The 24,735-nt window shown below is 58.7% G+C and carries 33 protein-coding genes and 1 pseudogene; 21 read left to right on the top strand and 13 right to left on the bottom strand.

Annotation, left to right across the window (positions count from 1 at the left end; all coding sequences use genetic code 11):
* Positions 1-248: 248 nt before the first annotated feature.
* A complete protein-coding gene (locus tag AC1DZ8_RS28845) occupies positions 249-449 on the bottom strand; it encodes a hypothetical protein (protein WP_477310626.1) in 201 nt (66 codons plus the stop codon).
* Positions 446-1,324, bottom strand: coding sequence for an ATP-dependent DNA ligase (locus tag AC1DZ8_RS28840; RefSeq protein ID WP_477310628.1), 879 nt, complete (start codon positions 1,322-1,324; stop codon positions 446-448). The genes AC1DZ8_RS28845 and AC1DZ8_RS28840 overlap by 4 nt, the downstream gene beginning before the upstream one ends.
* A 1,156-nt stretch (positions 1,325-2,480) precedes the next feature.
* Between AC1DZ8_RS28840 and AC1DZ8_RS28835 the strand changes: the two genes are divergently transcribed.
* The 4 genes from AC1DZ8_RS28835 (at position 2,481) to htpG (ending at position 6,970) form a co-directional block, all read left to right on the top strand.
* Positions 2,481-2,795: a co-chaperone GroES gene (locus AC1DZ8_RS28835; protein WP_477310630.1), complete on the top strand. Its 315-nt coding sequence runs from the start codon at positions 2,481-2,483 to the stop codon at positions 2,793-2,795.
* A 57-nt stretch (positions 2,796-2,852) separates the two neighbouring features.
* Complete coding sequence (groL, locus tag AC1DZ8_RS28830) at positions 2,853-4,481, top strand: chaperonin GroEL (RefSeq protein WP_477310632.1); 1,629 nt, start codon at positions 2,853-2,855, stop codon at positions 4,479-4,481.
* 65 nt (positions 4,482-4,546) lie between these two features.
* The gene (locus AC1DZ8_RS28825) at positions 4,547-4,771 is read left to right on the top strand and encodes a hypothetical protein (protein ID WP_477310634.1); all 225 of its coding nucleotides are present in this window, start codon (positions 4,547-4,549) and stop codon (positions 4,769-4,771) included.
* 291 nt (positions 4,772-5,062) lie between these two features.
* On the top strand, positions 5,063-6,970 hold the full coding sequence (htpG, locus tag AC1DZ8_RS28820; protein ID WP_477402008.1) for a molecular chaperone HtpG: 1,908 nt from the start codon (positions 5,063-5,065) through the stop codon (positions 6,968-6,970).
* On the opposite strand, the gene AC1DZ8_RS28815 is transcribed toward htpG, so the two are convergent.
* The 6 genes and pseudogenes from AC1DZ8_RS28815 to AC1DZ8_RS28790 form a co-directional block, all read right to left on the bottom strand.
* Entirely contained in the window at positions 6,965-7,795 is an 831-nt protein-coding gene (locus AC1DZ8_RS28815; RefSeq protein ID WP_477311153.1) for a transglutaminase-like domain-containing protein, read from the bottom strand. The genes htpG and AC1DZ8_RS28815 overlap by 6 nt on opposite strands.
* A 66-nt stretch (positions 7,796-7,861) precedes the next feature.
* Positions 7,862-8,098, bottom strand: a pseudogene (locus AC1DZ8_RS28810) (transglutaminase family protein); the annotation flags it as partial.
* A gap of 876 nt (positions 8,099-8,974) precedes the next feature.
* Positions 8,975-9,190, bottom strand: coding sequence for a hypothetical protein (locus AC1DZ8_RS28805; protein ID WP_477311155.1), 216 nt, complete (start codon positions 9,188-9,190; stop codon positions 8,975-8,977).
* Between the two features lie 509 nt (positions 9,191-9,699).
* Complete coding sequence (locus AC1DZ8_RS28800; protein WP_477402006.1) at positions 9,700-10,446, bottom strand: Crp/Fnr family transcriptional regulator; 747 nt, start codon at positions 10,444-10,446, stop codon at positions 9,700-9,702.
* Positions 10,447-10,897: 451 nt separating this feature from the next.
* Positions 10,898-11,083, bottom strand: a complete 186-nt coding sequence (locus AC1DZ8_RS28795; protein WP_477307026.1) for a hypothetical protein — start codon at positions 11,081-11,083, stop codon at positions 10,898-10,900.
* Positions 11,076-11,291 (bottom strand): hypothetical protein, encoded by a 216-nt coding sequence (locus tag AC1DZ8_RS28790; RefSeq protein WP_477307024.1) that lies wholly within the window; start codon positions 11,289-11,291, stop codon positions 11,076-11,078. Before AC1DZ8_RS28790 ends, AC1DZ8_RS28795 begins: the two co-directional genes overlap by 8 nt.
* Positions 11,292-11,350: 59 nt before the next feature.
* Here AC1DZ8_RS28790 and AC1DZ8_RS28785 point away from each other — a divergent pair, with 59 nt between their 5' ends.
* From AC1DZ8_RS28785 to AC1DZ8_RS28760, 6 genes are all read left to right on the top strand, one after another.
* Complete coding sequence (locus AC1DZ8_RS28785) at positions 11,351-11,575, top strand: hypothetical protein (protein WP_477307022.1); 225 nt, start codon at positions 11,351-11,353, stop codon at positions 11,573-11,575.
* Positions 11,576-11,609: 34 nt separating this feature from the next.
* Positions 11,610-12,107, top strand: coding sequence for an ATP-dependent DNA ligase (locus tag AC1DZ8_RS28780; protein WP_477402004.1), 498 nt, complete (start codon positions 11,610-11,612; stop codon positions 12,105-12,107).
* A gap of 11 nt (positions 12,108-12,118) precedes the next feature.
* Positions 12,119-12,493 carry a DNA ligase-like domain-containing protein gene (locus AC1DZ8_RS28775; RefSeq protein ID WP_477402002.1) on the top strand — a complete coding sequence of 125 codons (375 nt, stop codon included), beginning with the start codon at positions 12,119-12,121 and terminating at the stop codon, positions 12,491-12,493.
* A gap of 23 nt (positions 12,494-12,516) precedes the next feature.
* Positions 12,517-12,870 (top strand): response regulator, encoded by a 354-nt coding sequence (locus AC1DZ8_RS28770; RefSeq protein ID WP_477310666.1) that lies wholly within the window; start codon positions 12,517-12,519, stop codon positions 12,868-12,870.
* A 170-nt stretch (positions 12,871-13,040) separates the two neighbouring features.
* Complete coding sequence (locus AC1DZ8_RS28765) at positions 13,041-13,313, top strand: DUF6894 family protein (RefSeq protein WP_477310668.1); 273 nt, start codon at positions 13,041-13,043, stop codon at positions 13,311-13,313.
* Between the two features lie 352 nt (positions 13,314-13,665).
* Entirely contained in the window at positions 13,666-13,887 is a 222-nt protein-coding gene (locus AC1DZ8_RS28760) for a DUF768 domain-containing protein (protein WP_477310670.1), read from the top strand.
* A 485-nt stretch (positions 13,888-14,372) separates the two neighbouring features.
* On the opposite strand, the gene AC1DZ8_RS28755 is transcribed toward AC1DZ8_RS28760, so the two are convergent.
* Both AC1DZ8_RS28755 and AC1DZ8_RS28750 read right to left on the bottom strand, forming a co-directional pair.
* Positions 14,373-14,495: a MucR family transcriptional regulator gene (locus AC1DZ8_RS28755; RefSeq protein ID WP_477310697.1), complete on the bottom strand. Its 123-nt coding sequence runs from the start codon at positions 14,493-14,495 to the stop codon at positions 14,373-14,375.
* Positions 14,496-14,527: 32 nt separating this feature from the next.
* A complete protein-coding gene (locus AC1DZ8_RS28750) occupies positions 14,528-14,791 on the bottom strand; it encodes a hypothetical protein (protein WP_477310699.1) in 264 nt (87 codons plus the stop codon).
* Positions 14,792-14,911: 120 nt separating this feature from the next.
* Here AC1DZ8_RS28750 and AC1DZ8_RS28745 point away from each other — a divergent pair, with 120 nt between their 5' ends.
* The 6 genes from AC1DZ8_RS28745 (at position 14,912) to AC1DZ8_RS28720 (ending at position 17,210) form a co-directional block, all read left to right on the top strand.
* A complete protein-coding gene (locus AC1DZ8_RS28745; protein WP_477310672.1) occupies positions 14,912-15,343 on the top strand; it encodes a hypothetical protein in 432 nt (143 codons plus the stop codon).
* Between the two features lie 10 nt (positions 15,344-15,353).
* A complete protein-coding gene (locus AC1DZ8_RS28740) occupies positions 15,354-15,770 on the top strand; it encodes a hypothetical protein (protein WP_477310673.1) in 417 nt (138 codons plus the stop codon).
* A 179-nt stretch (positions 15,771-15,949) separates the two neighbouring features.
* On the top strand, positions 15,950-16,234 hold the full coding sequence (locus tag AC1DZ8_RS28735) for a hypothetical protein (RefSeq protein WP_477310675.1): 285 nt from the start codon (positions 15,950-15,952) through the stop codon (positions 16,232-16,234).
* A gap of 192 nt (positions 16,235-16,426) precedes the next feature.
* The gene (locus tag AC1DZ8_RS28730) at positions 16,427-16,756 is read left to right on the top strand and encodes a low affinity iron permease family protein (RefSeq protein ID WP_477310677.1); all 330 of its coding nucleotides are present in this window, start codon (positions 16,427-16,429) and stop codon (positions 16,754-16,756) included.
* Complete coding sequence (locus tag AC1DZ8_RS28725; protein ID WP_477401999.1) at positions 16,753-16,986, top strand: hypothetical protein; 234 nt, start codon at positions 16,753-16,755, stop codon at positions 16,984-16,986. The genes AC1DZ8_RS28730 and AC1DZ8_RS28725 overlap by 4 nt, the downstream gene beginning before the upstream one ends.
* A gap of 26 nt (positions 16,987-17,012) precedes the next feature.
* A complete protein-coding gene (locus AC1DZ8_RS28720) occupies positions 17,013-17,210 on the top strand; it encodes a hypothetical protein (protein ID WP_477310679.1) in 198 nt (65 codons plus the stop codon).
* A gap of 499 nt (positions 17,211-17,709) precedes the next feature.
* Here the strand turns inward: AC1DZ8_RS28720 and AC1DZ8_RS28715 are convergent, their stop codons facing one another.
* The 3 genes from AC1DZ8_RS28715 to AC1DZ8_RS28705 form a co-directional block, all read right to left on the bottom strand.
* Positions 17,710-17,904: a hypothetical protein gene (locus tag AC1DZ8_RS28715; protein WP_477310681.1), complete on the bottom strand. Its 195-nt coding sequence runs from the start codon at positions 17,902-17,904 to the stop codon at positions 17,710-17,712.
* 8 nt (positions 17,905-17,912) lie between these two features.
* Complete coding sequence (locus tag AC1DZ8_RS28710; RefSeq protein WP_477310683.1) at positions 17,913-18,311, bottom strand: DUF6894 family protein; 399 nt, start codon at positions 18,309-18,311, stop codon at positions 17,913-17,915.
* A 507-nt stretch (positions 18,312-18,818) separates the two neighbouring features.
* Positions 18,819-19,106, bottom strand: a complete 288-nt coding sequence (locus AC1DZ8_RS28705) for a DUF982 domain-containing protein (RefSeq protein ID WP_477310685.1) — start codon at positions 19,104-19,106, stop codon at positions 18,819-18,821.
* Positions 19,107-19,424: 318 nt separating this feature from the next.
* Between AC1DZ8_RS28705 and AC1DZ8_RS28700 the strand changes: the two genes are divergently transcribed.
* From AC1DZ8_RS28700 to AC1DZ8_RS28680, 5 genes are all read left to right on the top strand, one after another.
* Complete coding sequence (locus AC1DZ8_RS28700) at positions 19,425-19,661, top strand: EAL domain-containing protein (RefSeq protein ID WP_477310687.1); 237 nt, start codon at positions 19,425-19,427, stop codon at positions 19,659-19,661.
* A gap of 226 nt (positions 19,662-19,887) precedes the next feature.
* Positions 19,888-20,109 (top strand): EAL domain-containing protein, encoded by a 222-nt coding sequence (locus tag AC1DZ8_RS28695; RefSeq protein WP_477310689.1) that lies wholly within the window; start codon positions 19,888-19,890, stop codon positions 20,107-20,109.
* Between the two features lie 420 nt (positions 20,110-20,529).
* Positions 20,530-21,477, top strand: coding sequence for a substrate-binding domain-containing protein (locus AC1DZ8_RS28690; protein ID WP_477310691.1), 948 nt, complete (start codon positions 20,530-20,532; stop codon positions 21,475-21,477).
* Between the two features lie 91 nt (positions 21,478-21,568).
* Complete coding sequence (locus tag AC1DZ8_RS28685; RefSeq protein WP_477310693.1) at positions 21,569-23,146, top strand: sugar ABC transporter ATP-binding protein; 1,578 nt, start codon at positions 21,569-21,571, stop codon at positions 23,144-23,146.
* Positions 23,143-24,159 carry an ABC transporter permease gene (locus AC1DZ8_RS28680; RefSeq protein ID WP_477310695.1) on the top strand — a complete coding sequence of 339 codons (1,017 nt, stop codon included), beginning with the start codon at positions 23,143-23,145 and terminating at the stop codon, positions 24,157-24,159. Before AC1DZ8_RS28685 ends, AC1DZ8_RS28680 begins: the two co-directional genes overlap by 4 nt.
* The last annotated feature ends 576 nt before the right edge of the window (positions 24,160-24,735 follow it).

The following is a 24,735-nucleotide window of genomic DNA, read 5'->3' as shown; positions in this document are numbered from 1 at the left end:
GGCTTTTAAGCTCAAATGAGCGGGTTAGTTCCTGGTCTTCCTCGACCACGCGGACGTGCCATTCGCCGCAAGCTTCGACCACTTCGATGCAAGCCAAGGCCTTGCGGATTGGAACTACGTTATCCATCACAGCCACCCTAAGAAAAGCAAAGGTAACGTCGAATTTTTTAAGACCCATCCGGCGCGATTTTCAATATCAAAAGTTGGGCGCCCGTGACTATTAGCTGCCGCTCCTGCCATCCGAGTTCCTATCGCAACCCCTGCATAATGGCTTCGAATATCGGGCCAATTTCTTCATCGATCTCCTGGCCCGGAATGCCTTGGATTTCCGCCTCCCGTTTCGCATCGACTGCCATATCGATTACCAGCAAGACCGGGTCGACAATCGGGGCGTCAGGCAAACGGTCTGACATCCAATGATAGAGAAAATCACTCCCACGCTTGCTCATTCTTCCCGAAAGTCCTGCAGCGAGGCATGCCGTAAGTCCTCTTCGCCTCGCAGGTGCTTCACACGTCCGACAAGCCCCGGCTTGACCCATTGCGTCGCCGGCCGCTTCATGCCCTTTGGCGCCGGCCCAGCGTGCTCCTGGACGCGCTTCCATAGACGGTCTCGAATTGCGCCCCGCGCGTTGATGAAGGCCGAGCCGACATACTGCCCGGTCTTTCGATCGGCCATAAGTGCGAAGGCTGGTTTGCCAGGCTCGCGCTCGACCCCGAGCAGGTCGTATTCCTCCACCATATAGCTTTTGATCTTCAGCCAGGCAGTCGACCGGCCGCTGCGGTATTTGCTGTCGCGGCGCTTCGAAACCATGCCTTCGATGCCGGCTTCGTCAATCAAATGGAAGATTGACTTGGCGTCTCCGGGCAGCGCCTGGCTGAACTGAATGCGGTCGTCAGACAAAATCAAACCTTCCAGGATCTCGCGCCGATCTTCGAGGTCCATATCCCGGAGATCATGCCCGTTGAGGTGGAGCAGATCGAAGGCGACGAAATACAGGTCGTGCTGCCGGCGGGTAATTGCCTGACGCAACGCCTGATAGTCAGAAAGGCCGGCTTTGTTGAGGACGACAATCTCGCCGTCGATAATGGCGTTCTCGACACCGAGCCGCTTCGCCGCGCCGGCCAGGCCCCGATATTTCGCCGTCCAGTCATGGCCGTTGCGCGTGAAGATGCGCGTGCCCTCTTCATCGATCACCATCTGCGATCGGTAGCCGTCGAACTTTACTTCGTGAATCCAGCCATCGCCCTCCGGCGGCTTCTCCACCAGGGTCGGCATCAACGGAGGTATGAACGACAGCTTGTCCCCGCCGGTTGGTTTCGACATCGGAACCCCACGCAACATCGAATTTGATTCAATATCGCACGGTTGTTTCGGTTCCGTTAGCTCCAGCTAAAAAAGCAAGGGCGGAACCTTAGGCCGAGGAACCGGTTTTTCTGACAGGAGGAAATCGCCATGACAGCGCACCAAATCGAACACTATCCCGACCGTCGCAGACCAGTGCTGAATGACGATGCCTGCGAGGTCGCCAACTTCGCCCGAAAGTTTCATCTCACAATGCCGGAAGCGAGAATGCTTATGAAACAGCATGGCAACAATCACGCCGGACTGGAGAGGGAGGCGCGAAGGCTTGCTTATCAGCCGCGCTAACAAGGCTGGCTAATCTCGGCCCGCCGATCATCGGCAGGCTGCAGTAGAAAGCTGACACGCCACTTAGCCTCGATTCCTAAAGTGATCCTTAGGCTGGAGACGCCGTTTGCGAGACCTGACCGCAGAGCAGTCGCAAGAAGCACGGGAGCTACTACGCTGGTTCCCGTGTGCGGCTTGGCGCTAGGTCCAATCTTAGCGAAGCCACGATCCGCGATTTTGAGACCGGCCGCAGGATTCCGCATCCATACGAAAAGCACTGGAGGGAGCCGGTGTTGTCTCAACACCTGGAGGGCCGTCGTTGACCAATCTCTCTCAAGGCGAACTTCGTGTCATCGGCTCCAATGAAATGTAGTACGCTGCGCTGTGGAGGGGTGTAGCGGACGGACGGTTTGGCCAGCGCGGAGTTTATCATTTTAGCACAATCCCTAATTGGTAGACTCGCGCGATGCAGCGGCAGTTAATCTCGCCCGTCAGGGCCAAGGGAGGGAGAAAGGCCGTCATTGCCGGAAGGCCCTCCTTGGCGACATATGTCCGGCACCTGCGCTGACGAACGCGATGACCGGGTAGCCGCCACTTCCAGCCTTGTGAATTCCCGTCAAACCACCCCATCGACACCCCATGCAGGCGGCCCGCTTTAGTTGCATGATAACAGTCTGTTGGCACTCTCACTCGGTGAGTGCCAATTTTTTGACCGGGCCCTTGAAACCCGAAAACCGCAAAACTAGCTCGATATGCGCGCGAAACCGAAGATCGCCGCGCCCAGCACTGGTCCAATATTGCTGGTCCGGTGTGGAGGAGTTTCAAACTTTGTTTGTCCTGAGAGGAGAACGACATGCCATTTCGTCCGTTGCACGACCGCATCCTGGTCCGCCGCATCGAAGCCGATGAAAAGACGGCAGGAGGCATCATCATCCCCGACAAAGCCAAGGAAAAGCCGCAGGAAGGCGAAGTGCTCGCCGTTGGACAGGGCGCACGAGACGACAGCGGCAAGCTGACCGATCTCGACGTGAGGGTCGGCGACTGGATCCTGTTCGGCAAATGGTCCGGCACCGAGATCAGGCTAGACGGCCAGGATCTGCTCATCATGAAGGAGAGCGACGTGATGGGCGTGATCGAACAGTCCGCACAAGTGAAGAAGGCCGCGTGACGGCTTCTTTGAAATCCAACCAGTCAACGAATGCTGCCTAGATGAAGGAGTGATCCAATGGCTGCCAAAGAAGTGAAATTCCATATGGAAGCTCGCGAGAAGATGCTGCGCGGCGTCGACATCCTCGCCAATGCGGTGAAGGTGACGCTCGGTCCGAAGGGCCGCAATGTCGTCATCGACAAGTCGTTCGGCGCGCCGCGCATCACCAAGGACGGTGTCACCGTCGCCAAGGAGATCGAACTGGAAGATAAGTTCGAAAACATGGGCGCGCAGATGGTGCGCGAGGTCGCCTCGAAGACCAATGATCTCGCCGGCGACGGCACCACGACTGCGACCGTTCTCGCCCAGGCCATCGTCAAGGAAGGTGCCAAGGCCGTTGCCTCCGGCATGAACCCGATGGACCTGAAGCGCGGCATCGACAAGGCGGTGGAGGCTGTGGTTGCCGAACTCAAGGCCAACGCCCGCAAGGTGACCAGGAACGACGAGATAGCGCAAGTCGGCACCATTTCGGCCAATGGCGACTCCGAAATCGGTCGTTTCCTCGCCGAGGCGATGGAGAAAGTTGGCAACGAGGGCGTCATCACGGTTGAGGAGGCCAAGACCGCCGAGACAGAACTCGAAGTGGTAGAAGGCATGCAGTTCGACCGCGGCTATCTCTCGCCTTACTTCATCACGAACCAGGACAAGATGCGCGTGGAGCTCGAAGAGCCCTATGTGTTGATCCACGAGAAGAAGCTTTCTAACCTGCAGGCGCTGCTTCCCGTGCTCGAAGCCGTGGTGCAGTCCGGAAAGCCGCTGCTGATTATCGCCGAGGACGTGGAGGGCGAGGCGCTCGCCACCCTCGTCGTGAACAAGTTGCGCGGCGGCCTGCGGGTCGCGGCCGTCAAGGCGCCGGGCTTCGGTGATCGCCGCAAGGCGATGCTGGAAGACATCGCGATCCTCACCGGCGGCACCGCGATCTCGGAAGATCTCGGAATCAAGCTGGAGAATGTGACGTTGCAAATGCTTGGCCGCGCCAAAAAGGTGGTGATCGAGAAGGAGAACACCACCATCGTCGACGGGGTTGGCCGCAAGGAAGAGATCCAGGGCCGCGTCGCCCAGATCAAGGCGCAGATCGAGGAGACCACCTCCGACTACGACCGCGAGAAGCTCCAGGAACGCTTGGCGAAGCTCGGCGGTGGCGTCGCGGTGATCCGGGTCGGCGGGTCTACCGAGGTCGAGGTCAAGGAGCGCAAGGACCGAGTCGACGATGCCCTGCATGCCACTCGGGCGGCCGTGGAGGAAGGCGTGCTGCCCGGTGGCGGCGTCGCGCTGCTGAGGGCCGCCAAGGCCCTCGACGCCGTGCAAACCGACAATGCGGACCAGAAGACCGGCATCGAGATCGTGCGTCGCGCGATCGAAACACCGGTTCGCCAGATCGCCGAGAATGCCGGCGCCGAGGGCTCCATCATTGTCGGCAAGCTGCGTGAGAAGAGTGAGTTCGGCTGGGGTTGGAACGCGCAAACCAACGAATTCGGCGATCTCTACAGTCAAGGCGTGATCGACCCGGCCAAGGTGGTGCGCACCGCTCTTCAAGATGCCGCATCCGTTGCAGGCTTGCTGGTGACCACCGAGGCGATGGTGGCGGAGAAGCCGAAGAAGGAAGCCGCCCTGGCCATGCCTGCCAGCGCCGGTATGGACTTCTGACGTCTCGACTAATCCGCGCCGCTCCCCGGGGAGCGGGGCATCAATTAAAGAAAACGGAGACAAACATGGATGCAAACCTTGGCTTCCCGCCCTTGGCAGCGCCGACACATGAGGCAAGGGAGTTTATGGCCTACGAAAGCGAATGCCGTAGCGTGCTGATGCCGCTCATGGCCGAGCTGCTCGACAGGGCCGTAGCCGCTGGCTGGAACCGGCGCACGGTGGCGTCAACACTGATGTTCCTCTCAGCGCAGCAGGTATCGACAGCATCCGAGCCATCCTCTGGTGGCTGACCGGGACACTGTTAGACGATCCATTGCCATGTGATGACACAAAGGTGGAGACATGACCGCGGACGGTTGGCGAAAGGCCGCGCTTTCTGCTGATCGGTCCGCTCCAATTCGCAGGCGAGAGCGACCTAATTGCCTTCGTCCTCCGCCAGGATATCCTCGTTCCGGGCACAGTTACGTCGGCCCCCGCGGGTTTGGCTGGCGGCGCCTCCAGGACAAGCAACATCGTCTGAACGAAGATCATCCGTCGCGACCTCGTGGGGAGACGAAGCTGCAAACAACAGGAAACGTGAGATGACCTTAAACACGAACACGAAAGAAACCAGAGCGTTCGAGGCGGATGTTTCGAGGCTGCTGCACATGATGGTGCACTCCGTCTATTCCGATAAGGACGTCTTCCTGCGCGAACTGATTTCCAACGCCGCGGACGCCTGCGAAAAGCTGCGATTCGAAGCGGTCAGCCGGCCAGAATTGCTCGCCGACGACCCGAAGCTGCGGATCACCGTTTCCGCCGATGCCGATAACAAGCAGATCACCGTCGAAGACAACGGGATCGGCATGAGCCGTGACGATATGGCCGAAGCATTGGGCACGATCGCGCGCTCGGGCACGCGCGCCTTCGTCGAACGCGTCGGCGCAGCCGGAACGGCCGACGATACGCAGTTCATCGGCCAGTTCGGCGTCGGCTTTTATTCCGCCTTCATGGTGGCCGAACGCGTCGATGTCATCAGTCGCCTGGCGGGAAGCGACGAGGCCTGGCGCTGGTCGTCCGACGGCAAAGGCTCTTATGAGATCGCGCCGGCCCCGCTTGAAGCAGCCCCCATGCGCGGCACTCGCGTCGTGCTAAACCTCATGGACGACGCCATCTCCTATACCGGATCCTACCGGCTTGAGCAGTTGGCCAAGTCGCAGTCGGGCCATGTCCCGGTGCCGATAACGCTCATCGAGAAACCCGGCGCCGACGCGCGCGACATTGTCGACGGCACGGCACTCTGGGTCAGGCCGAAGAGCGAAATCAAGCCGGAGGAATATACCGACTTCTACCGCAGTGTTGCGGGCCAGTATGACGAGCCGGCCGCCACAATTCATTTCCGCGCCGAAGGAAGGCAGGAATACAGCGTCCTAGCCTTCGTGCCCGCTTCGCGTCCCTTCGATCTTTTCGACCAGGACCGTAAGGGCCGTTTGAAGCTCTATGTGCGCCGCGTCTTCATCACCGATGACGCCGATCTTCTGCCACGCTACCTGCGTTTCGTCCGCGGTTTGGTCGATTCCGCCGACCTGCCGCTCAACGTCTCGCGCGAGATGATCCAGGAAAGCCCGCTGCTAGCCTCGGTCCGCAAGGGCCTGACAAATCGTGTGCTCAGCGAACTCGGCAAGCTGTCGGAAAACGATGCTGAGGCCTACTCCAGGATCTGGGAGAATTTCGGCGTTGTCCTCAAGGAAGGGCTCTATGAGGACTATGAGCGGCGCGAGCAATTGCTGAAACTCGCCCGCTTCCGCTCGACCGCTTCGAGCGAAGGCTGGCGCGGCCTCACCGACTATGTCGCCGCGATGAAGGAAGGCCAGAAGGCGATCTTCTTCATGGCCGGCGACGACCGCGCCCGGCTCGAAGCCTCGCCTCAGCTCGAAGGTTTCAAAGCGCGTGGCATCGAGGTGCTGCTGCTCACAGATCCTGTCGACAGCTTCTGGGTGACGATAGCGCCGGACTTCGAGGGCAAGCCCCTCAAATCGGTGACGCAGGGCGTGGCGGAACTATCGGACATTCCGCTGCTCGACGACACGAAAAAGGGGGACACGGCGGCAACGCCTGAGGTAGATGCTTTCCTGGCTTTCGTGAAGTCGGCTCTCGGCGACGCCGTTTCGGACGTCAAGGCCTCCGACCGCCTGACCGAAAGCGCGGTCTGCCTTGTCGCACCCGAGCACGGTCCGGACCGCCAGTTCGAGCGGCTGATGGACGCCGCCGGCCGCCTCGACAAGGCAGCCAAGCCTATCCTGGAAATTAATCCAAGGCATGAGCGCGTGCTGGCGCTCGCCAGCCTCGGCGAAGACGAGCAGGCCTTTAAGGACGATGCAGCCCATCTTCTCTACGACGAGGCCCGCGTGCTCGACGGCGACAAACCTGCGGACGCTCGTGCGTTTTCGCAGCGTATGGCGCGGCTGATCGCGCGCGGCCTGACACGACATGGCCTTGCGGGGTCATAGGGTCGCCAACAAGTGCTCCGGCTGGATTTCTTCCGTGACAACTTCGAAGCCAGCAAGTCTCGATGACCCGAAACTGGTTGAGAGGGCAACATCAGTCGCGTCGCAACCCGTCGCCATCAGGATCCTACCTATTCGAGGGCGGTTATGCCGAGCATCAAACGTGAACCAATGACCGCTAAGATATGCTTCGAACCACGCGCTGAAATCCATGGGATCCGGCACCGGGGGAACGCCAATGTCACCGAGATAGCCGGTGCAATAGCGCGCCGGGATATTCATGCAGCGGCATAGCGAGATTGCCAGATGCGCGAAATCGCGACAGACGCCAGTTCGATCTTCGAAGGCGCCATAGGCGGTCCGCAGCGGATTGGCGGCTTGGTAGTCGAAAGCTATGTGATCGTGCACGAAATTGCAGATTGCCTGCACCCGCGCCCAGCCGGATGGCGTGTTGCCAAAATTCGCCCAAGCGAAGTCGCCCAGCCTGTCGGTGTCGCAATAGCGGCTACCCAAGAGAAACCTGAGAACATCATCGGGCAGCTCCTTGATGTCGTGCTGGATGGCTTCTGGCATGACGACATCGGACTTTCCTGTATCGTAAATGTCGAAACTTGTGGAAACCGTCGTCAGCCCTGCTGGCGCTTCTATCCTCGTGCATGCGTTGCCGAAAGCATCAATGTAGCCGCGGGCCTCGATAGGGCGATCGAAACCTATGATCTGCTCTGTGAGCAGATCGACGCGGCGTGACGGGTGGATTTCAAGGACCAGCAGCATCGGTGTCGGCTGCGGGCATTCGTAGGTGAGGCTGAAACCTGCGCGGATCCGCATCGATGCTCCATGTTCTAATTCAGGAACTGGGCAAACTCCGTGTTTGCCAAACAGTTCCTGAGAACATCAGACAACGCTAATTTTTGTTGGCGTGGTTTCGTTCGCAACATTCACTACGCTCATGCCCAGAATACGTGACGCGCTACCAGAATAGCTTCCAGACAGTGGGATGGATTGTCGGGGATGACGAGCCACAGCCACCCTGATCAAATCCCGGTTGCCGACAATGCCGTTGGTTGGATCAAACTCGATCCAACCGGCCCCGGGCAAGTAGACTTGGAACCAGGCATGCGTTGAGCCTCCGTATTTCTTGGGAGGATACATGGCAAGTTCGTCGAGCGAGAGCAGGCCGGTGACAACAGCTGACGAGGCAACCGGCACCCAGGACCTATAGCTGGAGAATTATCGTAGGGTCGTGGCCACGAACGGAGGAGTTCGCTTCCATGAAACGGCATATGCTTGTGGCCGATTGCCCTGAAACCGTTGGCTCGGTATGGGGCAGGATGCGGGGTTTCGCCGCGCGGAGGAGATTTTCATGATGCTCATCAGAATGGGCAGAGTATACCGCTACTGGAACTAGCCAGCGCGTCGCTTTAGCGCTTTCTAACGGTTAATTCGGCTGCGTCTCGAATCATGATTGGCTGTTTAGCGATGGCTGTACTGGCGTTCGATCTCGTCTATTTTTCCGGGCTGACCGCAGACGGCCTGATAGGCAGCGTCATTTCGATGCTAGCGTGTTTGCTGCTTTTCAAAGCTTTGGCTACGGATCCGCCCTAACCTGCGATTGCCATTCCAAGGCCAACGCCCAGCCCGATAGCGAGGCCCAGAACGAGCTTGCCGGCAAAGTCTAGCGCGAAGGCACGGACAGGGCGCCACACGTCCTGGCGGGGCGCCCCGGGGGCAGTGGAAGGTCATCGAAGACCGCTTCCATGCCTCAATTCTAGATCGAACCTCGAATCTGTGAATCCCCGATCTCGTGAGAAGCAAAGAGGCGAATTGCCATAAGCTCGATGACCAGCACGACGGCGCACACCGCGCCCGCAAGCGCATAGGCTCGCCAATACTGGCGTACAGCACCACGAGTGTCACCTCCGGGCAAATGAAAACCAATACGGAAGGCTGTTAGCGGGAGAGCTGTCGGGCATTCGAAATACCCGCTGGCTAACGGTTGGCGGGGTTCTATCGCGTCGGAAAGGGGATGACTTGTCCGTGGGCTGTGCGAGCATCCATCTCGCGCGTCAGGTGTACCAAGATCACCATTTCGGCACTCCCTGCTGCGATATCGGTGGGCAGAGCATCCATCAAACTTTGCAATTTTTCCTTATCCAAGGTGGAGAGGAGCTGCTTAAGTGCCTTTACGGTCGCCCTGAGCTCCGCAATCAATGCATCTGCCATTCGTCTGATTAATCCAATCTGAACCCTTCGCCGCTTAACGAGGTGCAACAAAAGTTAGTTGCGACTTCCAAGCGAGGCTAACTGCCGCAACCGGCGCAGGGGTTTTTATGGGCTGCGCATAGCCTTGCTGCTCGGCCCAGGAGCTCGGTGCCAGGGCTACAATCGTTTCCCGACGCCATGGTACTCGTATACGACGGGTCGGCGTTGGTCGCGGCCGGGCTTTGGATCGACTTCAATAACTTTTATCCAAACATCTTCGCCCCTCCGAAGGGTGACGGTACGGCGAGTTGCTATGGCTGCAGCCTCGAATGGAGTTGCTGCTTCAACGACGTATGTCGCCACCACCGAGCCGAATTCGATTTCCTCCACGCGATAGGATTTCACTACTCCCCCCGGACAGAAAAGATCGCACGTAGGTACGCGGAGTCGATGCAATTAGTTGCAGTGACAATGACCTGCGCAAATTGTTTGGCTCGCGGGCCGACCTCGTGCCTCGCAATAGGCCGGTGCTAGCCGCCGGCGGCTGGCGTTACATCCAGATAGTGTGGGTCTCGCAGGTTTAGGTACCCGGGGTCGAAGTCTGCCATCTCGCATAAGGCGTCCCAGTTCAGAATGACAAGCCRTCCTTCTTTGTGCTCCARAAGGCCGTCAGCACGCAGTTTCTTCAACATGCGATTTACGTGMACTACGCTCGCGCCGATTGTCTCGCCGATCTGAACTTGCGTTAGTGGTAACGGATAGGAATTGTCTTTTACCAGTCCCATGACCTTCATGCGCACGTAAAGCTCACAGGCGAGGTGGGCTAACCTGCCCACCACATCCTGCCCTCCCAATACCTTGACCCAGGCGCGCGCGACCGCCGCGTCTACCAAACTTTCCCGCCAAAATAGATTCGCCAGGCGAGGTGATTTCCGCACAACCTCGAGAATGTCGCGGTGTGAAATCAAAGCAATCTTGCTTCTGCCGATCGACGCAAGTGTGTGATCCATGATCCTTAGATGCAAGCCTTGGAGATCGGGTATATCGCCGGGGACATGGATTGAGAGCGTTTGCAGGGTGCCGTTGTTCAAAACGCTGTAGCGTCGCAGGAGCCCCTCAACCACCAAGCAACAGCGGCTGGGTTCGTCCCCTTCCTGCGCAATCTGCTCACCGGGCTGCAACTGCTTACCCACAAGCACCATCGCTTCGACGCTCTCGCGATCATCTGATGAAAGACGACCTAGGCTTTCGAGCTTTCGGATCAGCGGTGTCGTCAAATCGGACATCGCTAACCATTAGCATTTTGTCATGATCCGACAACCTTTTCCGCTCCCCGGAACATAGGCAACGTCTACGACGTTACCCAAGACGCTTGTCCAGACGCCGGTGTGGCAGATTGAGGTCGGAGAGCAACGCTGTGCCGTCCCGAACATCCCTTCTACAGATCATGCTCAATGCCGAGGAACTCGCCATCCTGGACGCTTGGCGGTTCGAGAAAAGAATGTCGAGCCGGTCTGACGCAGTGCGGGAGTTGATTAGGCGAGGTTTAGCGGCGAAGGGAGATGAGGCCGATCGAGGCGCACGTTCGGTCGATTTCGGGGTTCTCGAACGGTCCGGCCACTGAGGCAACTGCCGTAGTCCGCGAAGTGTTGGCGGACGATGTTTGCCGGCGCTATATCGATTGAATGGCAAAGGGCTGGACGTTCCAACCGCTGATCGCAACGAGACTTAGGGTTTATCTCTTTCCCACTGCCTCTTTCGGACCGCGACCGCCGTCAGAAACGCCTTGGCAGCGGCATCGCAGGCCAAGCGTGAAGGTCCATTTGCAGTTAGGATGATCTTCGCCGCCTGCAGCGTGAGGCCATGCTTCTCGGCGAAAAATACGAGTTCATACTCGTGCTCGGTACTATCCATTGTGTCCCTTCTGTTGCCCGATGATCCGATCGATCAGGCTCTCCTCTGGCTCACACTCGTCGGTCAGCTCGCGGATCAAATCCTTGACGTCCTGAAACCAGTGACGCTCTGCGACAAGGCCCTCAGCTACCGAAGCTTTGAAGGCGTCGCAAAGGATGGCGAAGTCGTGAGAGGAAATGAATGTGCGTGGGGGGTTGTTGTCTTGCATCGTTTAGCTCCCGCAGGGCGGGAGTACGATGTACGCTCTCAAGCGCCGGCGCCCGTTCAGTGGCCAGCGACAAAAGCAGGCTAGGCCGTTTACAGCAGCTTAGCGAGTCAATTCGCGCCAAGCTGCAAGGCAAGCCTAGTCGCCTTTTTGCCGCAGGCATTTCCCAATCATTTGTGCCTGAAAGCTACGCGCTCGCCTCCGTTTCCCCGAATATCCGCAACGTCACGCTTGCCGTTTTGTTGCAATCGGCCGCCGATTTCCGACATGGAACTATTTTAGCTTAAGCTTATTGAATCGGGGCAGGTGGAGTATGAGTGCGTGGGTAACGATGCTGACCGGCTGAGATTTATCAAACCGCAGGAACCACGCCTGGTGCTGGAGCCGCCCGTCAGCGAAGATTGGCTGCACGAAATCAAGTTTGACGGCTTCCGCGTTCAGCTCACACTCGACTGGGCCGGCGCCCGCACCTTCACCAGGAACGGCCACGACTGGTCGAAGCGGTTCTGGCCGATCGTCAACGCCGCGGAAAAGCTGCCGGCGAAGTCATTCATCATTGATGGCGAAATGATCGCGCCGGAGGCGGACGGCCGGCCGAACTTCCATCAGATGCATTCCCGCATGACATGGAACGCTGAACTGCTCGCCTTCGTCGCCTTCGACATCCTGCACCTGGACGGGAAGGATCTGCGCCCGCTGCAGACGATCGAGCGCAAGGCCATCCTGTGGGACCTTGTGAAACCCGCCACCGGCATCATCCGTACAGTCAGCACGTCGAGGGCGGGGGCGAGGACTTCTTCGCCGCGGCCGACAAGATGAATCTGGAGGGCATGGTTTCGAAACGTCGCAACAGTCCCTATCGCAGTGGTGAATCCGATGCCTGGGTCAAAACCAAATGCTGGGATGTCGACCACCTGGATCTCATCGGCGTCAAGCAAGCGGCCGGCAAGCCTTCCGAGGGGCTGTTCGCAAAGGATGGCAAATATGTCGGCAAGGCCGTAATCGCAACAACCCGCGCCATCAAAGACCGGCTGTGGCAGCGCATAGAGCGCGATCGTGCCGAACAGCCGGCCGGCGTGCCCTCGGCCGTCGCTGATGACGGTGTTGAATGGGTCAAGCCTGGCATCACTGCCCGCGTCCGGCATCTGCGCGGTGAGCCGAAGCTTCGCCATGCGTCGGTGCAGAGTTTTCAAGAGCGAGATTGAATGAAAGCCGGGAATCCGCTGCGATGAGACGATCTCTCGTTCTGGTCCTTGAAGACGAGATGCTGATCAGTCTGGACATAGAGTCAGCGCTGGTCGATGCCGGATTCACAGTTGCCATTGCCCGATCATGCGCTGAGGCAACCGACTTCTTGGCCGAATATCGGCCGGACGCGGCGGTGATTGACGTGCAGTTAAGCGACGGCGAGTGCATCGAAGTCGCCAAGAGCTTGGACAATAAAGGGATTCCATTCGTCGTTCATAGCGGCTTGCTGCACGACGAGTGTGACCCGGTTTTCCTACTAGGGCTGTGTCTTACCAAGCCGGCCGACACCACGGAAATAGTAGATCTGGTGAAATCGCTGCTCCCCCGCCTCTGAAGTTTCGACCCGGCATTGGAACATTTGATCTTCTGGTAAGCTGTATCCAAGAACCAGGTGATCATAAATGAATCACGAGGATCAAACGCGCCACGGCGCTGGAAAGCAAGCTGTTCCCTACCGTCGAATCCTGATCGGAACCCAAACGCCTTCAGCCGAGTTTCGGCATAATGGCTCTGTACTATTTCGATGTCGACGACAACGGCGAGGCCTTTGCTGATGATCAGGGCACCGATTGTGAAACCTTCGATCGGGTCAAAGAAGAGGCCATCCGCGCCCTCGTTGAAATGATCAAGGACAGCCTGCCGGATGGCGATCGTCATAGGTTGATGATCAAGGTCCGTGATGAGGGCGGTGGCGTTGTCTTGCAGGTCTCGCTTAACTTTGAGGTGGAAGCAGAGCACCGTTCCCAAGGCAGCAGCTCTCCGGATTCACACGTCTAGTATCGACCCGCAGCGCGCAGTGGAACCGGCGCCGGCCCTAAAGTCGATGGCTCGGCCTCGCGGGCTTTTTTGTATCTTGCTCTGGAACATCGGTTCAAACGCGTCGTTGCTTTTTCCAGTCTCACTGGATAACGGATGCGTCCCAATGTTGCTCTTTAGGTCATTGCATGAAATTGCCGCAGCGCGCGGCGATGGCTTGCACCCCGCTTTATTGAAGATGATGACCCAGCCCAGGCCGTGGGCTGATATCGAACGCGCGCTACAATCCGCGCCGGCAGACCGGCATATCGGCTTCCCCGACAACGATCCTTCGCCAAGGCGTCTAATGCCGTTTCGAGCCGAGGGCCGTTGATTGAGCACACGCGGCACAGATTTTTTGTACAAATGGATTGGCGCCAACGTCCCCGCAACGGTTGGCTCTGACATCATCTCCGTTGCCGAGTTGACCCAAAAGCTATTCGCAGACGCCAAGGCGATCGGCATCAGCAGCGTCGAGATCGAGGAAGACACCGGCAGCGTCTATGAAACTATCCTCGACGCAATCGTGCATCGCAACGCCGGCTTGGTTGATTAAACCCGTGCCCTGCAATCCATGACCAGTGTCTGGGTCGCTTTCTGTTTCGTCGGGATCGTGGTGGCACTGGTGGTGGTGTGGTCGATGAGGTTGTAGCGGCTCGCATCCGATGAGACTCTCGGCCTCTTATCCCAATGCCAGTGACACATCATCTGGGCCGGAACGAAATAGCGAATGTTCCGCCCGCGCGGCCCCTTGATTGGGGAACGTTTGAGCGTCCAAACAGTTCTAGGTGCGCCGGGTAAATTCGACCCCCCGGCATCGTCTGGCCCGCCGCTGCCGTGAATGGAGCGGCGGGTTTTTCTTGGTAACGGATTAGGTTTCACCGCCAAAAAGCCAGTAGCTGTCTGTGATAGCTGCATCGTGCATGCGATGAACGTTACGCCTGCCCAAGTTGCGCAGATCACAGGCGCGCTGGGCACCACGTCCGACTTTCAGAGGGACAAGGGAGTCTGCGGTAGCTGCAACCAATCCAAGACCGGCTCTCAAGCCTTCTTCCGCTTCGCTGCCTTCGTAGCAGGGCCACTCTTTCCCAGTCCTGCGGCCTTCGCCAGCGCAGAGCGGGTAGCGGAGTACTTTGGCGCTGTCATGGGGTAATCGCGAGGAATCTCGCGTGCCTACTGACCTCTTCGACCTTTGATCATTCCATGTCGGGGACTTCACCGGCGGTGAAGAGCACGCTTGGCGGCCCATAGTCGCCAAGAGCAGGATTGGCTTCGCGGCTCCAGGCAACAACGCCGATGTGTTGGGAAGCGAGGCCTTTGGCGAGGCGGATAGCACGCTCCTCTGTCTGCTGGTCGGCCGGCCCGAACGCCGTGAACAACTCGCCATCCTCGCCGCGGTCGTATGCCATAACCACGATCAGCTTCGGCAACTTGGGTTCTGGCAACACGTGGACTGACATTTCTTGCCTCTTACAAAAACCGCTCGCCGTCGCCGCGATGCAGGAAACAGAACCAGTGCGATGGCTGGCGCGGTCGGGCAAAGCCGAAGCCAGCGTCCTTGCCGCAGCCGGGATGCTCGCATGCATGATTTTCGACGCGTCGACCCTGATGTGGGACGGCCGTCATGCCGTCGGAAAGCCGTGTTGGTTCATCACTCATACCTAAAAGATTCCACAAACCGCCTTGACGTTCAAGGAATTTGTTCCTTTTCTGTTCTCATGGCGCATGAACCGATCGACACGCTGGGCAAGGCAACCCGGCACAACATGCTTGTGAAGGCGGAATGCACCTGTGGCAACGTCTTCTACTGCCGCTCGGCCGACCTGATGATGGTCTACGGCGGCGGCGTTGACCCGTTGCGCCTGAAGTTCGACTGCAGTCGGTGTAAGCCGAATATCAAGATCACGCTTCTGGAGGTTCACCCTGAGCATCTGCCCAAGCGCCTGGTCATTCACAAGCCGATCAAAATTGACGGGAAGATCGTCTGGCACACAGAGAGGTTTCGAGCGTGAGAGGACCGTCATGACAGAACGGTTGGAGGTCGAAGAGACCAATGGCGGCTTCCGGGTGCTCGACCAGGCAGGCGTCGAGCTGGCTCATGTTTTCCGGCGCTCCGAGGCTTTCGCCTTCGCGCGTGCTAGAGGGGCACGCGTGCACCTCAAGTGGGAACGGACCGTTATCGGCGGACGCGCGGTTCCCCAAGACTTTTCGGCCCGTCACGGCGACCACAGAGCCGGGCGCATCATGCCCACGGTCAGCGGTGATCAGCCCGGCAGCTGGGCCTGGTTCGTCAACGGCACCGATCCCGACACGGGCCGAGGCTGCAGCGTGGGCGGACGAGAAAGTTCAAAAGATCAGGCAGTCGAGCAGCTGGAGACGGCTTACACCGAGTTCATTGCCAATGGCGACAAATATGGACGCCGGCTCAAGAATGGCTGACAGCACGGCCGCTTTGGCGAAACTGCTCGCCGACAATCCTGGACCTGTCTCGATTGCCGCAGGCACGGGTGCATCGGAAGCGAATGCTACAATTTCAGGTTCTTTTGGAAACCTTTTTTCCTAGCCGGCATTGCATTAGCACGGCTGCATTCAAGCAGCTAACATCAGGAGGAATTTTCATGAACTCGAAAATGCTTGTTCTCGGCGCATCGCTTGCTCTTGTGACGGGTTCGGCCCTCGCCGGAAGTTCCACCGGCACGTCTGCGCTCGATGACCCGGCGAAAATGTCTCCGTTCTTCACCGACGCCGGTATGAAGACCATGAAGTCGGAAGCGGATACGAAAGCTGCGTGGACGGCCATGAGTGCGGACGACCGCGCGGCAATCATGAAGGAGTGTGCCGACGAAGCCGTCGCGAAGTCTCACGCAGATTTCTGCAAAATGGCAATGCAGATGGGCAAATAGGCCCAACTGAAAGGACAAGCCCGCTGGGGCCGCGCCGGCGGGCTTTTTCTTTGAGCCGGCAACCAGGGGCAAGCGGCGATCAGCCGTTGGAACATTTGATCATTTAGGACGCTGACTATGGGCAAGAGCGGTGAACCGTATGTGCCCTAAGGAAGACAATTTGCTCGATCCCCAGACGAAGCGGAGTGAACAATGAACCGTCTCCTCTTCCTTGGGGCGGACTTTCTTTCCCGACCACCCGGGTTTTACGTCATGACCGTAGCCATGGTGATTTGCACGGCGCTGGTCCCGTTTGGTCTGACAAATGCCGTCACCTATGCCCTCTCGGTGGCGGCTATCGTCATCACCGGTGTGGTGCTGATCCAAGGCTACCGGGACACAGCCGCGATCCATGCCAAGCTTGACGAGATTATTGTAGCGCTCAAGGAAACCAGGAACGATGTCATCGGGCTTGAACATGGGGACCCTGAGGAGATTAAGGCGAAGCTCCGTGAATTGGAAAAGGAGGCTGGCATTAGGTGAGCATACGCGGAACCAATTTCCTCGACAAATGGATGGCAGCCGGCAACGGCAGCCGACAGGAGGGCATCAGCGCAGGCGAGGTCAGCGAAGAGGTCATCCTTGAGGCAATGCAGAACCGTGCCGGAGCGTGCCGAAATCAAAAAGGTTTTGGATCGCCGCAGGGATGTTGGCCACGCGTGTTCTCGATCGATTTCAACAGCGGCTCATGGACCTCACGAAGCGAGCGGTAGTGCTCACAGTGGTACGCGAGGGACGGATGGACGATGATGCTCTTGTGCAGCGCTCCTGGTGCTCCGAGAAAGCGGTCGAATCTCATCCTGCGATAGCTGCTTATATGGTGGATCTGGCCATTGGCGATCTCCGTGGAAGGGGTTCGCCTTACATGGCTGAGCGTATTGCAAGGCTGATCAAATTAACAGAAAGCGCGCTGTGCCAAGCGCGCTTTCATATTTAAACCTCTTGAAGTCTACCAATACGGCGAAATCGAAGTTACCTTGCGCCGTTTCAAATATCAGAACGCCGACCTTCGTCTCGTCGTCGTTTATCATTGCCCATTCCGGTGCCGGGCATATAGCGTGGTTTCTCTGATATGGCCGAAACTTCCTTCCGGGGAGGCTATTACGCCGTTTCCCGGCCCTGGCGGTCCGTGCTGGGAGAGCTTGCGCCGCCTTCCGCCCTCGGCGAGCGCGGGCATTTCATTTGAATGCACCGCAACCAAAACCTCCCGCCGCTCATTGACAATTGACGGGCCAGCCCCCCGGCACTCCGCCCCTCCGTTTCTGCATTCGGGCCTTTTTCGCGCTGGCTTATTGAGCGTAACGTCGAAAAAGCTTTTTTTGAGCTAAGCCTAATATATACAATTTGGGGTAGCCGGCCCGGACCAAGCCCTCGGCCGGTCAGGCCCGGCGGTGATCCAATCCACCCCAATGATCCGTCGGGCCGCTGAGTGCGCACTAAAGGCTAAAGGCATATTCGAAGATATAGGCGCGCTTTTCTTCGATGACCCGCATCCACACCGCCTCGTTTGTGCGCAAGGTGACGCTGCGTTCGGTTGCTTCCTGGGCTACCCTCAGAGGGGTTTTCGCGTTGACAACGTGGCTAGCGGTGACGGCATCGCCGTCCATTTCCTCAACATGATATTTCGGCACGCGTGCTCCTACGGTTCAACATCCAGCGGCTCGTGGTCCGGCTGCTCGTGCCACATCACTTGACGCATATCCCGTCGGTCGACCTCTTGGCCGCAAACAGCGCAAACGTAGAAACGATCGTCGCCGTTGGACTTTGGCCCGTGGTGATCATGGGGGCCAACATCAATGATTTTCGTCAGGATCTTTTCTTGGTAATTTAACGCAAGTTCGAGCAACTCTTCGCCGCTCTCATCGCGCAAGATGAGCTTCAGTTCATGAGAACCGCCAGCCGTCAATATCTCTTTCATTAGCTCCGAAAGGTCGACTAGAGCTTCATCCTTTGCCGTTTCGAAATCCGGCACATCGGTTCCCTCATCATCAGAGATTAGGTTTCCGTCTTCCCAGAAATCGAAAAAATAGCGCGGCATAGGTGACGAACTTGGGCCTGCACGAAAGGTTCCGGAGCATTTAGCGCTGAGCTAATCTTTCCGACGCCTGAATTCCAAAACATTTCCTCCCGTTTCAAGCTCAAGCGGTCATGCCCAGGGCCTTCATGATAGAACACCTGTCGAGCGTCGTGTTGGTCAACAGGCTGGCCGCAGTTCGGGCAGTTGTAGCAACGGCATGGCTCGTCGGCCTGCTCGACGCGGAGCCGCTTAGCTGGGATAAACGGGCCAAGATCGGACAGCCTGGTCATTGACGCTTACGCCTTGATATTCGGAGCAGGCGGCTTCTGCCTGCCGTCTTTCAATTGCTTAAACCGCAGATAGGCTTCCGCCGCATAGTCGCACCGATGGCGCGATGGGCCGTTGGTGTGAATGATCACTTCGGCCGCCCTCTTGGACAGTCCGTGCTTCCTCATGAAGACGTCAAGGTCGTAGGGGCAAAGGTCCGATGTCGGATCGCTGCTGGTTTTCGGTCTAGGCCTTGCCATTTTAGTGCGGGCCCTTCCGGCGCGGGAATTCGATGACATTGCCTCCCGGTTTGGCCGCGGGCAGCAATAGATGCTGGTCGATAGCGGCGGCCTTGAATGCCGCGAAAGCGATGGCTTGGCTACAACTCCCTTCCTTTGCTGCAGCGATGAGCCGGCACGCGTCCTTGTAGGGTGCCGCCATCTTGTTTCGCCATCGACCTTGAAGCGCCACCTCGGCCTCGCAGATTGACGACACAGTCATGGTTTTGCCGTCCATCAGCTTGATGGACAGGGGTAGAAAGTTGCCCATAGCCCGACCTCCCGATCGTTTTGCGCCCCATAACGTCGAAAGGAAATTTTGGTTTCGAGATTGGGAACTATTTTAGCTTAATCTAATTGAATCGCCGGGTGTGGGTGTGTTCATGCGTTGAATGCGTAAGGGCGACCGATACCGTGGTGCGGCTTGGGGGCGACGAATTTGTCATCGTTCTGTTGATCAACCGACGAATATCGATCTCATTTCGGAGACCTTGCAAACGATCCGAGCAGCGATCGCAGAGCCGGTTCATATCGGAGAGCATCACCTGAGGACGACGGCCAGCATCGGCTGGCCAATGCCGATGCTCCCATGTACCGCGCAAAAGAACTCGGCCGCGACAATTTCCAGTTTTATACTCCCGAATTCAACTCAAGGGCGCATGAAAAATTGGTGCTTCAGGAGCAATTGCGAAACGCCGTGGCTCGCTCTGAATTCGTGCTGCTCTATCAGCCGCAAGTCGATCTTCGCTCGGGGCGCGTCTTTGCGGGAGAAGCGTTAATACGCTGGAACCATCCGACACTGGGCATGGTAGCACCGATGACGTGACGGTCGAGGAGACGGGTCTGATCGTGCCTATTGGCGACTGGGTTCTGCATGAAGCCTGTCGACAGAACAAGGCCTGGCAGGATGCGGGTCTGCCGCCGATGACCGTTTGCGTGTGTCGGCACGGCAATTCAGAGAGAAGAACCTGATCGACCGCGTCGTTAACGCATTAAAGGGGCAGCGGCCTGGAGGCAAGTTACCTTGAGCGGAGTTGACTGAAAGCCTCATCATGCACGATATCGACCTGGCGGTCGCGACGATGAACGAACTGCAACATCTCGGCGTCCAGATCTCGATCGACGATTTTGGAACCGGCTACTCCAGCCTCAGCGCACTCAAGAGATTTCCGGTTGCCCGGCTGAAGATCGATAAATCGTTCATCAACGACGTCGCCGAAGACGAAAACGATCAGGCTGTCGCCGGCGCCGTGATTTCGTTAGGTCAAAGTTGAAGATGAGGGTTATCGCCGAAGGCGTAGAAACCGACGATCAAATCGCCTTCCTGCTCAAAAACAATTGACGATGAAATGCAGGGCTATCATTTCAGCAAACCGGTTTCCGCTCGGGAGATCGAGAAATTGCTCATCGCGCCTGGCAAATCATAGTCAGTTCTCGCCTTGATCTCCTGCCTGAACCTGCGCCTGCAGTAAAGAATCGTCTGAGGCAGTTGGTACAAGCGGGGGCAAGGAGAAGCTCGGCAGCATCTTCAAGCTGGTTTCGCGCAAAGCGATAAGGCGGGAGGTGCCCCCGGCGCGAGAGACGAGCAGCAACCATTTCCTTGCGCAAATTTTGGAGGTTGGGTAGGCTTCGCCCGCCGGCGCCGGAGGAACAAGAGACCGCAGCGAACCGGCCGATGGGAGGAGAGTAAGTTCATGAATAGACGTGATTTTCTTTTATCGTCTGTTGCCATAGGCGCGCTGGCGATAGTCGCGCCCGGCGCCTTTGCCCAGGACAAGTTGACTATTCTGGGTTCGGTGCCCAGCCTGACGTTTCCGTTCTTCGTCCACATGCTCAATCAGATCAAGGTTGAGGCTAAGGCTCAGGGCGTCAACCTAACCGAGAGCGACGGCCAGAATTCCGCGCCCAAGCAGACAGCCGACATCGAAGCGGCGATCGTTCAGAAGGTCAACGCGATCGTCATCTCTCCGCTTGACGTCAACGCGCTGGCGCCCGCCATCGAACAGGCCGTCCAGGCCGGCGTGCCGGTCGTCACCATCGATCGCCGCGTCGACGGCGTCGAAGGCATTCTTGCCCATGTCGGCGCCGACAACGTGAAGGGCGGCGAGGCCGAGGCGCAGGCTATGGTCGACGCCTTCCCCAACGGCGCCAAGATCTTCCATCTGCAGGGCCAGCCCGGCGCCGGTCCGGCGATCGACCGCAACAAGGGCGTGCACAACGTGCTCGATCCCCTGAAGGACAAATACCAGATCATCTTCGAGCAGACCGCCAACTTCGCCCGAGCCGAAGGCCTGTCGGTCACCGAAGCGGGTCTTGCCGCCAACGGCAAGCCTGACGCGATCATCTGCGCCAATGACGACATGGCGCTCGGCGCCGTGGAGGCATGCGCAGCTCGTGGCTTCAACGACGTCAAGATCTACGGCTTCGATGCGCTGCCTGAAGCCATCGTCGCAGTACGCGACGGCAAGCTCGCGGGCACGGTCGAGCAGTTCCCGGGCGAGCAGTCGCGCACGGCGGTCCGTATAGCGGTCGCCTATGCCAAGGACAAGACTGAGCCGAAGGAAAAGCTCGTCCTCCTGACGCCGATCGTCATCGGCAAGGACAATCTCGACAAGGCCGAGCGCATCGGGGAAACCAAATAGCCAATCCCGATTTCGACGCGGCGCTGCCGGACCCGATGAAAATCGGGCCCGGCGGTGCCAGCGGTCGAGCCAATCTCAAGGGGTTGCACAATTGTCCCTCGCCGAAGCAATAACACCTTCAAGCAGCGACCTGCTGCTCGCCGTCGAAGGCATCACCAAACAATTTGCCGGCGTTACGGCGTTGAAGGACGTGACCCTCGATGTGCGCCGCGGCGAAATCCTCGGCCTTCTGGGGGAGAATGGCGCCGGCAAATCGACGCTGCTAAAGATTCTCTCCGGCGTGATGCCGCCCTCCGGTGGGCGCCTGGTTTTCGACGGCGCCGAATTCGCGCCATCCAATCCGGACGATTCCAAGCGTCTCGGCATCGTCACGATCTATCAGGAACTGAGCCTGATCCCCACTTTGACGGTTGGCGAAAACATTTTCATTGGCCGGGCGCCTATTGGACTCCTGGGTCTGGTGAGCTGGCGCCGCATGGTGGAAGCATCGCGCGAAATCGTCGCCCGCGTCGGTCTGACCATCGATCCCAGCACCGTCGTCTCGGCACTGTCGGTGGCCGAGCAGCAGCTGGTCGAGATCGCGCGGGCTCTGTCGTTGAAGAGCCGCCTCATCATCATGGACGAGCCAACCTCCGCGCTGACCGAGACCGAAGTGCAGAGGTTGTTGTCGATCATGGACCGGCTGCGCAAGGACGGCGTCGCGATCATGTTCGTGACGCACCGGCTCGAGGAAGCCTCCGCCATCTGCGACCGCATGACGGTGCTGCGCGACGGCAGGCTTGCCGGCCATCTCGACCGTGAGGGCGGTCCCATAGAACTGCCGAAAATCATCGAGAAGATGGTCGGCCGCGCCGCATCCGAGCTTTATGCGCGACCGACCCAGCGCGAGATTGCCGGCGATGTTCGGCTCTCCGTTCGTGGCCTGCGGACCATGCGCGATCCGGAAGCGCCGCACGCCATCGTGCTGGAAGGCGTCGACCTCGACCTGAAAGCTGGAGAAATCCTTGGCGTCGCCGGCCTCGTCGGCTCCGGTCGCACCGAGCTTGCCCGCGCTATCTTCGGCGCCGACCGCATTGCTGCGGGCACGATCACGCTCGACGGCAAGGAGATTGCGCCGGCTTCGCCAGCCGATGCGATTGCGCTCGGCATCGGGCTGGTGCCAGAGGACCGCAAGCACCAAGCGATCTTCGCGACGCTCGGCATACTGACAAATTTTTCCATTGCCGCGCTCAAGCGCTTCAGCAACGGCCTCGGCTTCATTGCCGAACGCCGCGAGCGTGAGGCGCTGGGCGACTACAAGAAAATGCTCTCGATCCGCATGGCCTCGGCCGAGCAGGCGATAGAAGGGCTCTCCGGCGGCAACCAGCAGAAGGTCGTGCTCGCCCGCTGGCTGGCGCGCGATCCCAAAGTGTTGATTGTCGATGAACCAACGCGCGGGGTGGATGTTGGCGCCAAGGCCGAGGTGCACCAGATCCTGGTGCAGCTCGCCGCGCGCGGCATCGCCATTATGATGATCTCCTCGGAATTGCCCGAAGTGCTGGCCGTCAGCGACAGGATCGTCACCATGCGTCGTGGGCGGATCACCGGCGAGATGCCGGGCGTCGAGGCCAATGAGGAAAAACTGATGGAACTGATGGCGCTCGATCGGCGGCAGGGGAAGACGCAATGAGCAGTCGGGTAGAGCAGGGGCAGAGCAGCGGGATCAATTTTGCACGCCTGTTGATGAGTTTTGGGCCGCTGCTTTTTCTCGCCGCGCTGATCGTCGTCTTCACGGTCATGAAGCCGAGCTTCATCGACCCGATCAATATCTTCAACATTCTGCGGCAGATTTCTATTACCGGCTTAATTGCGCTCGGCATGACCTTCGTCATCCTGACCGCCGGCATCGACCTGTCGGTGGGCTCGCTCCTGGCCCTCTGCGGCATGGTCGCGGCGGTTGTCGCCAAAGGCGGAACAGCCAACACGCTGTCTCTCGGTACTTCGGCGACGCAGGGCTTTGGGTGGTTTCCGGCGCTGTTGGCTGCAGTATGCGTGGGCGCAGCCGCCGGCGGCATCCAGGGCGTTGCGATTACCCGGCTCAGGGTTCCGCCTTTCGTCGTCACCCTGGGTGGGCTAACCATCTTCCGCGGCCTGACGCTTACAATCTCCAATGGCGGCCCGATCTCTGGCTTCGATGCTTCGATGCGCTGGTTCGGCAACGGGCTGTTCGGGCCAGTGCCGGTTCCTGCAATCATCTTCGCCATCGCGGCCATTCTCTGTCACATCGTGCTGCGCTACACACGCTATGGTCGCGCCGTCTATGCCGTCGGCGGCAATGCGGAAGCGGCGCGACTTTCAGGTTTGCGCGTCGACCGCATTCTGATCTCTGTCTATGTTATCGTCGGCTTCTTTGCGGGGCTCGCCGCCTTCGTGCTGTCGGCCCGGCTCAACTCATCGGAAGCCGTTGCCGGCATGGGCTACGAGCTAACCGTCATTTCCGCCGTCGTCATCGGCGGCACGTCGTTGTTCGGCGGCATTGGCAGCGTCGGCGGCACCGTGGTGGGCGCAGCACTAATCGGCGTGCTTCAGAACGGACTACAGTTCAACAACGTTTCCTCCTATACGCAAAGCATCGTCATCGGTCTGATCCTGATCCTTGCCGTTGCCTTTGACCGCTGGCTTAAGGCAAGGGTCCGAAGATGAATGGATCAGGGACTAGTCCGCGTGTCACCGTTCAGGCTTGGCAGCTTTCGTAAGGCGCAAATAACGCCTGCAGGGCTCCGCGTCTCTAGCGTGCAAATGACCGCATCGGGATCTGGCGGCTGGCGCGGAACAGTCGAATTGAGGTCGGAAGTCGCCGTGTGATCTCAGCGGTACAAACGTCAGCTATGGCCAGCCGCCAAACTAAAAGCAGTCGGTCCGCTGCCGGCCCATTAGCTGCCGGTCGGCAGTGGGCCTCAAGTCGGTCGCAGAGATGAACTTGTCTCCGCCCAGAAGGAGACGTCATGGATGGCCATGCCGTAGGTCGTAGTCGCGCCACCAGCGGACATTCGCCGCTTGTGGCAACGATATAGGACCTAGGCACGAGCGAGTTATCTCGCGTCCAGTTGACCAGTAATGAAGCTACGCCAAACCCGCGCGACGGGCGCCTTCTCTGATCGCAGCAATGGCGACAGGATTGGTAACCGGATAGGTGCTGATAAACACTTCGGGTGTGAAGTCCGGGAACTCGGACTTCAGTCGCGAATTGATCCTGGCGACCTGAGGCGTTTCATTGAG

The sequence above is a fragment of the Mesorhizobium sp. P2_F7 genome (assembly GCF_056403695.1).
Note: the sequence above shows the minus strand (reverse complement) of the source record. Positions and strands in the feature narration are given on the sequence as shown.